Annotated in this window: 9 protein-coding genes; 4 read left to right on the top strand and 5 right to left on the bottom strand. The window is 65.6% G+C overall.

What is annotated here, in order from left to right; all coding sequences use genetic code 11:
- Nucleotides 1–86: 86 nt before the first annotated feature.
- Nucleotides 87–2,525 (top strand): AsmA family protein, encoded by a 2,439-nt coding sequence (locus tag ACREXZ_RS06190; RefSeq protein ID WP_431763356.1) that lies wholly within the window; start codon nt 87–89, stop codon nt 2,523–2,525.
- Nucleotides 2,526–2,726: 201 nt separating this feature from the next.
- On the opposite strand, the gene ACREXZ_RS06185 is transcribed toward ACREXZ_RS06190, so the two are convergent.
- On the bottom strand, nt 2,727–3,224 hold the full coding sequence (locus ACREXZ_RS06185; protein WP_431763160.1) for a hypothetical protein: 498 nt from the start codon (nt 3,222–3,224) through the stop codon (nt 2,727–2,729).
- Nucleotides 3,225–3,606: 382 nt separating this feature from the next.
- Between ACREXZ_RS06185 and ACREXZ_RS06180 the strand changes: the two genes are divergently transcribed.
- The 3 genes from ACREXZ_RS06180 (at nt 3,607) to ACREXZ_RS06170 (ending at nt 7,917) form a co-directional block, all read left to right on the top strand.
- Entirely contained in the window at nt 3,607–5,268 is a 1,662-nt protein-coding gene (locus ACREXZ_RS06180) for a sensor histidine kinase (RefSeq protein WP_431763159.1), read from the top strand.
- A gap of 53 nt (nt 5,269–5,321) precedes the next feature.
- The gene (locus ACREXZ_RS06175; RefSeq protein WP_431763158.1) at nt 5,322–5,804 is read left to right on the top strand and encodes a response regulator; all 483 of its coding nucleotides are present in this window, start codon (nt 5,322–5,324) and stop codon (nt 5,802–5,804) included.
- A 127-nt stretch (nt 5,805–5,931) separates the two neighbouring features.
- Nucleotides 5,932–7,917, top strand: a complete 1,986-nt coding sequence (locus ACREXZ_RS06170) for a response regulator (RefSeq protein ID WP_431763157.1) — start codon at nt 5,932–5,934, stop codon at nt 7,915–7,917.
- Between the two features lie 62 nt (nt 7,918–7,979).
- Here the strand turns inward: ACREXZ_RS06170 and mscL are convergent, their stop codons facing one another.
- The 4 genes from mscL to mfd form a co-directional block, all read right to left on the bottom strand.
- Nucleotides 7,980–8,417: a large conductance mechanosensitive channel protein MscL gene (gene mscL, locus ACREXZ_RS06165; protein ID WP_431763156.1), complete on the bottom strand. Its 438-nt coding sequence runs from the start codon at nt 8,415–8,417 to the stop codon at nt 7,980–7,982.
- Nucleotides 8,418–8,555: 138 nt separating this feature from the next.
- A complete protein-coding gene (locus ACREXZ_RS06160) occupies nt 8,556–9,575 on the bottom strand; it encodes a threonine/serine dehydratase (protein WP_431763155.1) in 1,020 nt (339 codons plus the stop codon).
- Nucleotides 9,576–9,711: 136 nt separating this feature from the next.
- Nucleotides 9,712–10,950 carry an acetylornithine deacetylase gene (argE, locus tag ACREXZ_RS06155; RefSeq protein WP_431763154.1) on the bottom strand — a complete coding sequence of 413 codons (1,239 nt, stop codon included), beginning with the start codon at nt 10,948–10,950 and terminating at the stop codon, nt 9,712–9,714.
- A 138-nt stretch (nt 10,951–11,088) separates the two neighbouring features.
- On the bottom strand, nt 11,089–14,571 hold the full coding sequence (mfd, locus tag ACREXZ_RS06150; protein ID WP_431763153.1) for a transcription-repair coupling factor: 3,483 nt from the start codon (nt 14,569–14,571) through the stop codon (nt 11,089–11,091).
- Between the last annotated feature and the right edge of the window lie 45 nt (nt 14,572–14,616).

The raw sequence follows: 14,616 nt of genomic DNA, 5'->3' as shown, positions 1-14,616 counted from the left end.
ACTTTTGCGGTGCGCCGCGCAACTTTGCGCGAACTGGGCACGTGTCGTGCTGTCGTATGAATAACGAAAAAAACAAGGGAGTGTTCATGGCGTCGTCGCGCAACCTCGGAAAAACGATGGGCAAGATCATCGCATGGCTGGTCGCGATTATCGTCGTCATCGTCGCCGCGCTTGCGGTGTTCATTCTGACGTTCGACTGGAACCGCGCACGGCCGTGGGTCAACGACAAGGTGAGTCAGGCGATCGGCCGGCCGTTCGCGATCGAAGGCGATCTGAAGGTCGGCTGGCAGCATCCGGTCGGCGAGACCGGCTGGCGCGGCTGGGTGCCCTGGCCGCGGTTCTCGGCGGCCAGTATCACGGTCGCCAATCCCGACTGGACGAAGCAGAAGCACTTCGCGACGCTCGACGAAATCGATTTCGAGGTCGAGGTGCTGCCGCTGCTCGCGCACGACATCGTGATTCCGGCGATCAATCTCGTCAATCCATCGGTCGACCTCGAACGGCTGGTCGATGACCGCAATAACTGGACGTTCAAGCTTGCGTCGTCGTCGGGGCCGTCCGAATGGAAGCTCGATCTGCACGACATCGTGTTCGCGAAGGGCTATGTCGCGCTGTCCGACCAGAAGTCGAAGACCGACGTGCAGGTGAGCATCGACACGCTCGGCCAGCCGATTCCGCTCGGCGAAGTGATGAAGGAGCAGGAGACGGCGTCGCACAACGCGTCCGCGCAGGTGGTCGGCAAGCAGGGCGCGCGTCGGCTCGCGGCGCAGTCGCAGGCGGTGGCGGCGTCGGAGGCTTCTGCGGCGTCGGCTGCTGCGGCCGCTTCGGCCGCTTCGGCTGTGGAGGCTGCCAGCGCCGGGACTGTTGCGGGTGCTTCGGGAGCAAGCGGTGTGTCCGTCGCTTCAGCCGCATCCGGCGCCTCGGGCGTCCCCGCTACCGCCACGACGAAGCCCGACGTGCAGGCGTATGCGCTCGGCTGGACCATCAAGGGCACCTACAACCGCACGCCGCTGTCCGGCACTGGCAAGGTGGGCGGCGTGCTCGCGCTGCAGGACGCGGACCGGCCGTTCCCGGTGCAGGCCGACGTGAAGGCCGGCGACCTGCGCGTCGCGCTGGTCGGCACGCTGACCGATCCCGCGCATCTCGCCGCGGTCGACCTGCGCCTGTGGCTGCAGGGGACGAGCATGGCGCATCTGTATGCGCTGACCGGCGTGACGCTGCCCGACACGCCGCCGTACGCAACCGACGGCCATCTGATCGGCAATTTCAAACGCGGCGGCAGCACGTTTCGCTATGAAAATTTTACAGGCCGGGTCGGCGGCAGCGACCTGAACGGCACGCTTACCTATACGCAGAGCGAGCCGCGGCCGCTGCTGCAGGGCAAGCTCGTGTCGAATCTGCTGCGGTTCGCCGATCTCGCGCCGATCATCGGCGCGGACAGCAACGCCAGCAAGGCGAAGCGCGGCGACACGGTGAAACAGCCGACCGGCAAGGTGCTGCCGGCCGAGGAATTCCGTACCGACCGCTGGAAGGCGATCGACGCGGACGTCGAGTTCACCGGCAAGCGCATCCTGAAAAACGACAACCTGCCGATCACCGACCTCTACACGCACGTGGTGATGACCAACGGCATGCTGTCGCTGACGCCGCTGCGTTTCGGCGTCGCGGGTGGCACGCTCTCGACGGATATTCACCTCGACGGCAGCAGCACGCCGCTGAAGGGACGGGTGTCCGCTTCGGCACGGCATCTGAAGCTGAAACAGCTGTTCCCCGGCTTCAAGACGATGCAGAGCGCGCTCGGCGAAATCAACGGCGACGCCGCGCTGTCCGCGACCGGTAACTCGCCGGCGGCACTCGCGGCAACGTCGAACGGCGAGGTAAAGGCGCTCGTCACCCAGGGCACGGTGAGCCGTCTGCTGATGGAAGCGGCGGGTCTGAACGTCGCGAACGTCGTGTACGAGAAGCTGTTTGGCAACCGCGACGTGCGGATCAACTGCGCGGCCGCGGACTTCGTCGCGACGAACGGCGTGCTCGATTCGCGCGTATTCGCGCTCGATACCGACGACGCGGTGATCAATATCGACGGCCACGTCGATCTGCGCGACGAGTCGCTCGATCTTGCCGTGCATCCGCATACGAAGGGTTTCCGCGTGTTCACGCTGCGCTCGCCGCTGTACGTGAAGGGCACGTTCGCGAACCCGCACGTCGGTGTCGATGTGGCGGCGCTCGCGCTGCGCGGCGGCGCGATGCTCGGCCTTGGCCTGCTCAATCCGTTCGCCGCGCTGATTCCGCTGATCGCGCCGAGCAATAACCAGCCGCTGCCGTGCAATGAGCTGCTGGCCCAGGTGAATACGCGGCCGACTGCGCCGCCGCCAGGTCAGAAGGAAAAGGCGCAGCCGCCGCTGAAGGGGGCGCCGGGCGCGGTGCCGTCATCGGCGCCGGCCGCCGCTGCGGGAAAATCCGCGAAGCCGGCCGTGCCGCGGACGCTTTCCCCGGCCGAGGCATCTCAATACAAGGGTAGTTGAACGGCACGCAATGCGCCGACGCCAGGGTGGCCGTGCGTTCGCGAGAGGTTGTCGAACGGCCGCCTCAGGGCGGGCGGTTCGATAACGGTGCGGAAAGGGAATCGAGGGGGATCGACGGGAATTGACGACTAGGGCAACGACAACCCTCGAACGAACAGCAAAGACGCAGGCGCCCGGCGCCTACCTACACCTGCCTGCAGGTCAGCGCAGCGAGCGCGGTGTCGCGTCGCCAGCGGCATCGCGGCGCACGCCGCGCCGTGCACCGATGCCGGCCGCGCGGGTCGCGCCGAACTCCGGCAGGATGCGGCCGCGGGCGCGGCTCGCGAACACGAGGAAACCGAAACCGTCGGCTTCGTACCAGTAACCTCCGTTCTCGAGCCCGTCGAGCGGCTGTTCCAGGGCATTCGCAATCGATTCGATACAGCGCCGCCGCAGTTCGGCGCCGGCCGGATACGGCGGCTGCGCGCCGCGCACGCTGCACAGGAGCACGTCGAGCCCCGGCAGCACGTGCGCATACAGCACCGGCTCGTCCTGCGCGCGGGCCCGTGCGATCTTCGCATCGAGCTGGCCGAACGGCTTGAAATGTCTGAGCACGGCAAGAAACGACTCGTCTCCGTCCGCCTTCGCGCGCCTACGCTTCTTCGGGAAGGACATAAAAATTCGCCTGAAAAAGAATTGCAAAAACCGCAGCGTTCTCATGCGACCACTCCCGGCTTCGCGCGCCGCACGTCGATCTTTTATAGCATATGAAAATGCCGGATTCACGGTCATTCGACGTTTCGCTGCGACCCAACGTGAATCGCGGGTCGCACGAAGCATGCCGAAGCGGCCCTACCGTACCTTCGCGCTCCCAGTCCATTGTCTTCATAATAGACTCACACATCGCGCCTTGCCTTCCGTCACCGTAAAAAAAGCGCTGTTTTATGTTCGTCGTCGCTTGTCCGGTCTACGTTGAAATATCCCAAAATCACGTCGATAATGGCTCTCGATCCGATGATTCAGCCGCACGAATCCGTCACGCAACCCGCATTGAGACTTGCCTTCGGCGCGTCGCCGCGGCTCAAAAATCTGCCTGGCGAACATGAAACTTTTCACTAAAGGTCTGCTGCTGATCGCGGTGCCGAGCGCCGTCGAGCTGGCACTGCTCGGCGTCGTGTTCGACGCGCAGGAGCGCACGACGCAGGCCGCGCAGTGGTCGACGAACAGCAAGCAGATTCTCTATCAGGCATCGTCGGTGATCGATCCGCTGTTGCGCCAGGCGGCGCGCGTGCGCACGGGGATCGTCGTCGGCGATGCGTCGTTCATCGACCGCCATGCGGTGTGGGTCGATCTGTCGGACCGGCTCACGCATCTGGAGCAACTGGTCGCGGACACGCCGCAACAGGTCGCCCGCGTGCAGCGGATGCGCGCGGAGATCGAGGCTTACCGCAAGCAGGCGACCGAAATCGCCCAGGCGCTGCGCGAAGGCCGCAGCATCGGCCCGTTCGCCATCGACGAGGGTCGCGACATGCCGACGCAGATCGCGGCGTTCAGCGACGAACTGAACGCGCTAATCGTCGAGGAATCGCGGCTCGATGCCGAGCGCAGCGCGTCGCTGGCGCATACGCGCGAGCGCCAGCAATACGCACTGATCGCCGCAGTGGTCGGCTCGATGCTGATCTGGGCGGCGACCGCGGCCGCGTTCGCGCGCAATATCGGGCGCCGGCTCGACGTGCTGACCGACAACGCGGAGCGGCTCGGCAGCGGCCAGCCGATGACCGCGCCGCTGTCCGGCAACGACGAAATCGCCGCGCTCGACACGGTGCTGCACCGGACCAGCGCGCGGCTGCGGGTCGCCGAGCGTGACCAGACGGTGCTCAAGGCCCGGCTCGAAGCGCGGGCCGCCGAGCTGGCCGGCGTCAACGAGGAACTGCGCCAGGAAACCCAGGATAACGAGATGTTCATCTATAGCGTGTCGCACGATCTGCGCTCGCCGCTCGTGAACCTGCAAGGGTTTTCGAAGGAACTGCAGGTCTCGTGCGACGAGCTGAACACGGTGGTCGAAGCGGCGCATCTGCCGGAGCCCGAGCACAAGCGTCTCGCGCGGGTGCTCGACGGCGATATCCGCGAATCGCTGCAGTTCTTGCGCACGGCGGTCACGCGGGCGGCGTCGATCATCGATGCGCTGCTGCGCATCTCGCGGGCGGGGCGGCTCGAATATCAGTGGCAGCGTGTGAGCGTCGGTCGCGCGGTCGCGCGGGTCGTCGATGCGCTGCAGACCGCGATCCACGAGCGCTCAGCCCTCGTCACGGTGCGCGATCTGCCGCCCGCGTGGGGCGACCCGTCGGCGATCGAGCAGGTGTTCAGCCAGCTGATCGACAATGCGGTGAATTTTCTCGATCCCGGCCGGCCGGGTAGGATCGAGGTCGGCGCGCTCGAGCCGGAAACGGTCGACGCACAGCCTGTGGGTTCGCCGTCGCCGGGCCTGCACGGCTCACCAGGCTCGCTCATCCCGGCCGTGACGCGCATGCGCACCTATTACGTACGCGATAATGGGCTCGGCATTCCAGCCGCCTATCTGTCGAAGACGTTCCGCGCGTTCCAGCGGCTGCACGGCGATATCGCGAAGGGCGACGGCATCGGCCTCGCGCTGGTGCGGCGGATCGTCGAACGGCACGGCGGGCGGGTCTGGGTGGAATCGGCGGAAGGGGCGGGCTCGACGTTTTTCGTCGTGCTGCCCGAACAACCAGTGCGGTTCTCATGACCTGGTCGATTACTATCGCGGCGCGGACGGATCAAAGCCACGGAGGCAACAACATGACAACGACACACGGGGAAACAGTGGGCATCATCCTGATTGAGGACGACGACGGACACGCGACCCTGGTCGAGCGCAACCTGCGGCGCGCGGGCATATCGAACGGATTCATGCGTTTTTCAGACGGCCAGGAAGCACTCGATTATTTTTTCGGTGGTGCCGCCAACGGCGACACGGACACGCGCCCGCCGCCGGCCGAACTGACCAATTTCGTCGTGCTGCTCGATCTGAAGATGCCACGCGTCGATGGCTTCGAGGTGCTGCGCCGGCTGAAAACGTCGCCGTCGACCGCCGCGGTGCCGGTCATCGTGCTGACCACGACCGACGATCCGCGCGAGATTGCACGCTGCTACGAACTGGGATGCAACGTCTACATCACGAAGCCCGTCGAGTATGACGCGTTCATCGAAGCCGTGCGCCGGCTCGGCTTTTTCCTCCAGGTGGTGAAGCTGCCGCCCGGTCATCCGCTTTCGAAACCGTAAGCGCAGGCCAGGCGCATTCCGCTACGCTACGGGTTGAACGGGGGCGTGGCGGTCTGCCCGATGCGCGGCGCGAGGCCCGCCGCGCCGCCATTCCAATCGACACCGGCCGACTCCGGGAAGAGCCCGCATGACCGAAGAAGTCTTCACGCATCCCGCTGCCTACGTGCTGGTCGTCGACGACGACGAGGGCATCCTGCGGCTCGCGCGCAAATCGCTCGAGCGCGCCGGCTGTCGTGTGGCCGCGAGCCGTTCGGTCGGCGACGCACGTGCGCGCATCGTCGACGGTGCGCCGGATCTGCTCGTGCTCGACTACCAGCTCGACGGTCCCGAATCGGGCCTCGATTTCTTCCGTCGTCTGCGGGGCGAGGGCGTGCGGATTCCGGCGATCCTCGTCACCGGTTTCACCGACGAATCGCGCGTGATCGAAGCGTTGCGCGCGGGTGTGTCGGACGTCGTGCCGAAGTCCGGCGACTATCTCGACTACCTGCCTGAAGCGGTCGAGCGCGTGCTGTTGCAAGTGCGTTTGCAGAAGGCATCGGCGGACGCGCAGATGCTGCGCGACCGCGAGGCGCACTACCGGACGCTGTCCGAAGCGTTGCCTCACCTGGTGCTGACCTGCGACGCCGAAGGCAGCTGCGATTTCGTGTCGAAGCAGTGGCGCGAGTACACGGGTCTGAGCGAAAGCATGTCGCACGGCCTCGCGTGGCTAGACGCTGTGCATCCGGAAGATCGCGACGAAATTCGCCGCACGTGGCTGAAAACCGTGCGTAGCGGGACGACCGACTACCAGCACGAACTGCGGATTCGCCGCCACGACGGACCTTACCGATGGTTCGATGCGCGCATCGTCGCGATGCGCGATGCAAACGGTACCGTGACGAAGTGGTTCGGCAGTTGCACGGACATTCATCAGCAACGCGAAGCGACCGAAGAACGCGAACGGCTGCTCGAGTCCGAACAGGCCGCGCGGCAAAACGCCGAAGACGCGAACCGTGCGAAGGACCGCTTCCTCGCGATGCTGTCGCACGAACTGCGCACGCCACTCACGCCGGTGCTCGCGGGCACGCGCGTGCTCGAGCTGATTTCCGAGCTGCCCGACAGCGCGCGGTCGAGCGTGCGGATGATCCGCCGCAACATCGAACTCGAAGCGCGGCTGATCGACGATTTGCTCGACCTCACGCGGGTGGCGAACGGCAAGCTGCGGCTGTCGCTGGAAACGGTCGACGTGCACGAGGTGATCGACAGCGTGCTCGAACTGTTCCGCAGCGAGATCCAGGTGAAGCAGCAGGACGTGCACATCGAGAAGCACGCGGCGAATCACTACGTGCTCGCCGACCGCGCGCGGCTGCAGCAGATGCTGTGGAACCTGATCCGCAATGCGGCGAAATTCACACCGGACGGCGGCCACATCTACGTGCGTACCGTCGACGAGCGGATGCAGATCCATATCTCGATCGAGGACACCGGCATCGGCATCGAGCCGGAGCAGATCGGCAAGCTCTTCAATGCGTTCGAGCAGGGCAGCCAGCAGATGACGCGGCAGTTCGGTGGCCTGGGTCTCGGGCTCGCGATCACGAAGGCGCTGACCGACGCGCACGGCGGATCCGTCACGGCTCGTAGCCCGGGCCCGCATTGCGGCGCGACCTTCTCGATCACGATGCCGACCGCGGCTGCGCCGATCGAGGAGCCAGTGGTCGCGCCACCGAGCGCGCCACATCCGGCGGGCCTGCTGACCATCCTGTTGATAGAAGACCACGTCGATACCGCCGAGGTGATGGCGCAGCTGATCCGCGGGCTCGGTCACGACGTGACGGTCACGGGCTGCGTTGCGGACGCGCTCGCCGCGACGCAGACCAGGACCTTCGATCTCGTCGTCAGCGACGTCGGGCTACCCGACGGGACGGGGCTCGATTTCATCAAGGCGTATCGCGAGCATTCGAACGTGCCCGCGATCGCGTTGACCGGCTTCGGCACCGACGAGGACGTGCGCCGCTGTCTCGCGGCCGGTTTCAGTTCGCATTTGACGAAGCCGGTCAACTTCACCCAGCTCGAACAGCTGATCGAAGGCGCGGCGAACGCGAAGGCGCTGGAGAGTGGGGACAGCGTGGAATGAAAAAAGCCTGCTCGCGTTGAACGCAGCAGGCTTTTTTGAGATGCAGGAAGCAGCGGTGTGCGTTAGCGCGGTGCCTTCAGCGCATCGCGGATTTCACGCAGCAGCACGACGTCTTCGGGCGGTGCCGGCGGCGGTTCGTCCGCCTTGGGCTTGCGCAGGTTGTTGATGAACTTGACCATCAGAAAGATGATGAACGCGAGGATGATGAAGTTGATCAACACCGTGATGAACGAGCCGTAGCCGAACACGGCGACGCCCGCAGTCTGCAGGTCCTTGAACGATTCCGGGCTGCCCTTGAAGTTGTCGGGGATGCGGCCGAGCAGGATGAACTTGTTCGAGAAATCGAGGCCACCAGTGACGACCCCGATGATCGGCATGATCAGGTCTTTCACCAGCGAAGTAACAATGGTGGAGAACGCGCCGCCGATGATCACACCGACCGCGAGGTCCATCACGTTGCCCTTGAGGGCAAATTCCTTGAATTCCTTGATCATGCTCATATGGGGTTCCTCCCTGAAGTGGATGGCGTCATGATAGCCAACCCTCCACGCGACGGGTAGTGTTTTGCTTCAGCCCCGCCGTCCCCATGTGCGCCCGGGCACACACCGTGCACGCTGTGCAGCCCGCTCAGTGAGCACTCAATGCGCCGTGCGAGCGCGTTCGATGTGAGCCGCGAAGGTCTGTGGATCGGTATTCGTCCCGCATAGCAACACGCCGACCCGCTTGCCCTGCAGCGTCTCGCGCAGCGGTCCGAGCAGCGCGGCGGTGGCCGCGGCGCACGCGGGTTCGACCGCGAGCTTCAGTTGTGCGAACAGCGTGAGCATCGCCGAGCACAGCGCGTCGTCGCTGACGGTGACGATCCGGTCGATATGTCGACGACACAGCTCGTAGCTGTATTGCTCCGTGTGCGGTGCCATCAGCGAATCGGCGATGCCGTGCATCTGACCCATCTTGATCGTGTGATTGGCCGCGAAGCTGCGGCTCATCGCATCCGAGCCCTCGGGCTCGACGCCGTACACGTGCACGCGCGGATTCGCGAGACGCAGCGCGGTCGAGACACCGGCCGCGAGACCGCCGCCACCGATCGGCACGATCACCGCGTCGAGGTCGGGCGTTTGCGTGGCCCATTCGTAGCCGAGCGTCGCGGTGCCGAGCACCGTGCGATAGCCGTTGAACGGGTGCACGAAGTAACGGCCTTCCTCGGCCTCGATGCGACGCACGATCTCGAACGCTTCGGCTGGGTTGTCGGCGATTACGATGTCGGCCTTGTACGCCTTGCACAGCGCGACGCGTGCGGGGTTCGCCGAGCGGAACAGCACGACCTTCGCGCTGATGCCAAGGCGCATCGCCGCATACGAGACCGCGACCGCGTGATTGCCGCCCGACACGCAGGTCACGCCCGCGTAGCGCTGCGATTCGTCGAGCGCGAGCAGGTTCGTGAACGCGCCGCGCGCCTTGAAGCTGCCCGCCGACTGCAGCAACTCAAACTTGAAGTTCACCACCGTGCCTTCCAGCGACGGGAAATCGAGCCGGTCGAATACCGGTGTGCGCACGACCCATGGCGTGAGCGCGAAATGCTGGGTGGCGATGTCGTCGAGCGTGGGGATTGGTTCGCCGTCGATGGTGTGGTCGGTGGGTTGCGGTGTGGCGGTGGACATGGTGGGTTCGAGTGCGAGGGCGTGTGTGGGATGAATCGTCTTTCGCTCCGCTCGCTATCCGCTTGAGGTCAGCTTGAAGTCAGCGCGCGGCGGGAACGGCGGCCGGTATGCCCCGGCCGCGTGGCAGGCTGCGTCGTCAGTGCGGGTGCGCGTCGACGGACATGCTGTGCACGAACTTGTGCAGGAAGCGCTCGCAGGCCACGAGCTGGTCGAGCGCGACGAATTCGTTCGCCCTGTGCGCCTGCTGGATGTCACCGGGGCCGCAGACAATGCTCGGAATGCCCGCGAGCGAGAACAGGCCGGCTTCGGTGCCGTAAGCGACCTTGCGCCTGTCCTGGTCCGCGGTGAGCGCGCGCACGAGTTGCGTGATCGCGGCCTGTTCGGTTGAATCGAGGCCGGGCGCTGCGGCGATCTTGCGGAACTCGATCGCGGCCGACGGATGTTCGGCGAGCATTTTCGGCAGCAGCGTGTCGCGCGCGTACTGGTCGATGCGCGCGAAGATCGGGTCCGGGTCGAGCGTCGGCAGGTTGCGGAATTCGAACTCGAAGTGGCATTCGGCCGGTACCGTGTTGATCGCGTTGCCGCCTTTGATCGTGCTTGTCTGCGCCGTGGTGAAGGGGACGTCGTAGAGCTCGTCGAACGGGCCTTCGGCGCGGAACTGGTCGGCCATGTCGCGGATGTAGCAGATAAGCCGCGCCGCGTATTCGATCGCGTTGAGACCCTTCGGCGTCAGCGACGAATGAGAGGCTTGACCGCGCACGCAGCACTGGTACGCGTTGATGCCTTTGTGCGCGACGATCGGGCGCATGCTGGTCGGCTCGCCCACTATGCAGCCGTCCGGCTTGATGCCGCGTTTCAGCAGATCGGCGATCAGCAGAGGTGCGCCGACGCAGCCGACTTCCTCGTCGAACGACAGCGCGAAGTGGATCGGTTTCGCGAGCTTCGTCTGCTGCATCTCGGGCACGAGCGTCAGCGCCGCGCCGATAAATCCCTTCATGTCGCAGGTACCGCGGCCGTAGAGCCTGTCGCCGCGTACTTCCGGTTTGAACGGGTCGCTGTCCCACTGCTGGCCGTCGACCGGCACGACGTCCGTGTGACCCGACAGCACGATGCCACCGTTGGTCTCGCCGTCGTCCGCGGGGATCGTCGCGAACAGGTTCGCCCATTTGCCGCTTGCGTCGTGCGTCAGCGTCGCTTCGATACCGCGCTCGCGCAGCGCGTCGCGCACCGTCTCGATCAGCCCAAGATTCGGATTGCGGCTGACCGTATCCATCGACACGAGGCGGGTAACCCAGGGGAGCGAAGCAGGGGAGGATGCGGCGGAAGACGAGGCAGAAGAAGCGGTGGTCTGTGTCGATTCAGCGACCTGGGACATGACGAAACTCCGGCGGAAGGGTCTTTCGATCATACCCAAAAAGCACGGAGCCAGCTATGTAGCACGCATGCGGCGCGCCTGGGTGGCGCGCCGCAGCATTCGTTTGAAACGGCTTCTGGCCTTACATTCCGCGCACGGTTATCTGCCCGGCGAGCGGGCCGGCGCGGTCGCGCGAGCAGGCGCACCGAGCGCGCGCAGCGTTTCCTTGACGGTTGCGACACGCACGGACAGGTCCGGGCTGCGCGTTTCGATGCGCAGCTTGTCCTGGCCCGCGAGCCTGATGTGTTTGTGCTTCTGCACCATCTCGATGATCCGCATCGCGTCGATCGGCGGATTCGGGATGAACTGCAGCCCGATCACGGCCTCGCCCGCATCGATCTTCGAGATGCCGAGCGGCTTCGCGGCGAGTCGCAGCCGGTGCGTTTCGACGAGCGCATGCGCCTGCGGCGGCAGTTTGCCGAAGCGGTCGATCAGCTCTTCCTGGATGCCGTCGATCGAATCGTCGTGCTCGCAGTTCGCGAGCCGCTTGTACAGCGACAGGCGTTCCTGCACGTCGCCGCAATAATCCGCAGGCAGGATCGCGGGCGCGTGCAGGTTGATCTCGGTCGTCGCGGCAAGCGGCGCAGTGAGGTCGGGCTCGCGGCCTTCCTTCAGTGCCTTCACGGCGTCGTTGAGCATGTCGGTGTACAGCTGGAAGCCGATCTCGTGGATCTCGCCCGACTGTTTGTCGCCGAGCACTTCGCCGGTGCCGCGAATCTCGAGGTCGTGCATCGCGAGATAGAAACCCGCGCCCAGTTCCTCCATCTGCTGGATCGCTTCGAGCCGGCGCTGTGCCTGCTTCGTGAGCCCCTGCGGATCGTGCACGAGCAGATACGAATACGCCTGGTGATGCGACCGGCCGACGCGGCCACGCAACTGGTGCAGCTGCGCGAGACCGAACTTGTCCGAACGATGGATCAGGATCGTGTTGGCGGTCGGCACGTCGATGCCGGTTTCGATGATCGTCGTGCACAGCAGCACGTTTGCGCGCTGCGCGACGAAATCGCGCATCACGCGTTCGAGTTCACGCTCGTGCATCTGGCCGTGCGCGACGGCGATGCGCGCTTCGGGCACGAGCTCTTCGAGCATCGCGCGGCGGTTCTCGATCGTCTCGACCTCGTTGTGCAGGAAGTACACCTGGCCGCCGCGCTTCAGTTCGCGCAGCATCGCTTCGCGGATCACGCCGTCTTCCTCGCGGCGCACGAACGTCTTGATCGCGAGCCGCTTCTGCGGCGCGGTGGCGATCACCGAGAAATCGCGCAGCCCTTCGAGCGCCATGCCGAGCGTGCGCGGAATCGGCGTCGCCGTGAGCGTCAGCACGTCGACTTCCGCGCGCAGCGCCTTCAGCGCTTCCTTCTGGCGCACGCCGAAGCGGTGTTCCTCGTCGATGATGACTAGCCCGAGCCGCTTGAACTGCACATCCGACGACAGCAGCTTGTGCGTACCGATCACGATATCGACGCTGCCTTCGTTGATCTGCTGGATCGACGCGTTGACTTCCTTCGTGGACTTGAAGCGCGACAGCTCCGCGATGCGCACGGGCCAGTCGGAGAAGCGGTCGGTGAAGGTCTGCGTGTGCTGTTCGGCGAGCAGCGTGGTCGGCGACAGCAGCGCGACCTGCTTGCCGCCCATCACCGCGATGAACGCGGCGCGCAGCGCCACTTCGGTCTTGCCGAAACCGACGTCGCCGCACACGAGTCGGTCCATCGGTTTGCCGCTCGTCATGTCGCCGATTACGGCGGCGATCGCCGCGGCCTGGTCGGGTGTTTCCTCAAAGCCGAAGCTCTCGGCGAATTTCACGTAGTCGCGCGGCTCGAGGCTGAATGCGTGCCCCTCGCGCAGCGCGCGGCGCGCGTACAGGTTCAGTAGTTCGGCCGCGGTGTCGCGGATCTGCTGCGCGGCCTTGCGCTTCGCCTTTTCCCATTGACCCGAGCCGAGCGAATGCAGCGGCGCGCTGTCGGGATCGGCGCCGCTGTAGCGCGAGATCACGTGCAACTGCGCGACGGGCACGTAGAGTTTGGCGTCGCTCGCGTATTCGAGGTGCAGGAACTCGGTCTCGCCTTCGCCGAGATCCATCGATACCAGCCCCATGTAGCGGCCGATGCCGTGCTGCGCGTGGACGACCGGATCGCCGATCTTCAGCTCGGACAGATCGCGCACCATCGAATCGACGTTGCTTGCCTGCTCCTGGCGACGGCGTCCCGCGCGGCGCGCGAGCGGGCCGTACAACTCGGTTTCGGTGACGACCGCGAAGCCTTCGGACGGTACCGAGAAGCCGTTCGCGAGCGGCGCGACGCCGAGCGCGAAGCGCGCATCGGACGTCAGCCAGTCTTCGTAGCTGTCGCTCGAGCCAGGCCGCAAATGGTTGTCGATGAGCAGTTGCGCGATGGTCTCGCGGCGTCCCGCGGATTCGGCGGCGAACAGCACGCGGTTCGGCGTCGTGTCGAGGTATGCGCGCAGCGCCGAGACGGGGTCGTCCGCGTGACGATCGATCGCGAGGTTCGGCAGCGATGTGGCCCAGCCGCCCGCGGCCGCCGGCAGCGCGAGGCGCGCGAACGGCTTCGAGAACGCAAAGAAGTCTTCGTCCGACAGGAACAGGCGCGCGGGCTCGAGGATCGGCCGCTCGCGGTCGTGCGACAGGAAGTTGAAGCGCTGCTTCGTGTCGGCGGTGAAGCGGCGGATCGCCGCCTCCAGATCGCCGACGAATGCGAGTTGCGCGTGCTCGGGCAGATAGTGGAAGAGCGTCGCGGTCTCTTGGAAAAACAGCGGCAGATAGTATTCGATGCCCGCCGACGGCACGCCGTTGCCGATGTCCTTGTAGATCGACGCGCGGCTCGGGTCGCCTTCGAAGACTTCGCGCCAGCGGCTGCGAAACGCGGTGCGCGCGGCTTCATCGAACGGGAATTCGCGGCCGGGCAGCAACCGCACGTCGCGCACCGGGTAGAGGCTGCGCTGCGTATCGGGGTCGAACGCGCGGATCGAATCGACCTGATCGTCGAACAGATCGAGCCGGTAAGGCAGCGGCGAGCCCATCGGGAACAGATCGATCAGCGAGCCGCGCACGCAGTATTCGCCGGGCCGCACGACCTGGCTTACGTGTTCGTAGCCGGCCAGCGTGAGCTGCGCCTTCAGCTTCGTTTCGTCGAGCCGCTCGCCCTGCGTGAACGAGAACGTGTACGCCGCGAGAAACGACGCGGGCGGCATCCGGTACAGCGCGGTGGTGGCCGGCACGAGCAGGATGTCGCAACGGCCCTCGCCGAGATCGTGCAGCGTGGCGAGCCGCTCGGAGACGAGATCCTGGTGCGGCGAGAACGAATCGTAAGGCAGCGTTTCCCAGTCGGGCAGCAGCCGGATGCGTGCCTGCGGCGCGAAAAAGGCGATCTCCTGCGTGAGCCGCTGCGCGTCGACCGCGTTCGCGCACACCACCGCGAGGAGCGGCACTTCCTGCCGGTACGCGAGGTGATAGCGCGCGATCAGCAGGGCGTCGGACGAGCCGTGCGTGCCGTCGAATGCGAAACGCTGGCCGGCCTTGACGAGGGCGACGGGAGGCAGGGAGTGCAGGGAAGCGGCAGTGTCGGGCATAAAGAAAAAAGCGGCCGGGGGCGACGAATGAGCGGGAAGTCTACG

This window comes from Paraburkholderia sp., from assembly GCF_050742655.1.
Taxonomy (GTDB): domain Bacteria; phylum Pseudomonadota; class Gammaproteobacteria; order Burkholderiales; family Burkholderiaceae; genus Paraburkholderia.
Note: the sequence above shows the minus strand (reverse complement) of the source record. Positions and strands in the feature narration are given on the sequence as shown.

Bases quoted from the DNA above. Each gene is read 5' to 3' on its own strand.
- ACREXZ_RS06190 (WP_431763356.1), top strand. From the start codon at position 87: ATGGCGTCGTCGCGCAACCTCGGAAAAACGATGGGCAAGATCATCGCA.
- ACREXZ_RS06185 (WP_431763160.1), bottom strand. From the start codon at position 3,224: ATGAGAACGCTGCGGTTTTTGCAATTCTTTTTCAGGCGAATTTTTATG.
- ACREXZ_RS06180 (WP_431763159.1), top strand. From the start codon at position 3,607: ATGAAACTTTTCACTAAAGGTCTGCTGCTGATCGCGGTGCCGAGCGCC.
- ACREXZ_RS06175 (WP_431763158.1), top strand. From the start codon at position 5,322: ATGACAACGACACACGGGGAAACAGTGGGCATCATCCTGATTGAGGAC.
- ACREXZ_RS06170 (WP_431763157.1), top strand. From the start codon at position 5,932: ATGACCGAAGAAGTCTTCACGCATCCCGCTGCCTACGTGCTGGTCGTC.
- mscL (WP_431763156.1), bottom strand. From the start codon at position 8,417: ATGAGCATGATCAAGGAATTCAAGGAATTTGCCCTCAAGGGCAACGTG.
- ACREXZ_RS06160 (WP_431763155.1), bottom strand. From the start codon at position 9,575: ATGTCCACCGCCACACCGCAACCCACCGACCACACCATCGACGGCGAA.
- argE (WP_431763154.1), bottom strand. From the start codon at position 10,950: ATGTCCCAGGTCGCTGAATCGACACAGACCACCGCTTCTTCTGCCTCG.
- mfd (WP_431763153.1), bottom strand. From the start codon at position 14,571: ATGCCCGACACTGCCGCTTCCCTGCACTCCCTGCCTCCCGTCGCCCTC.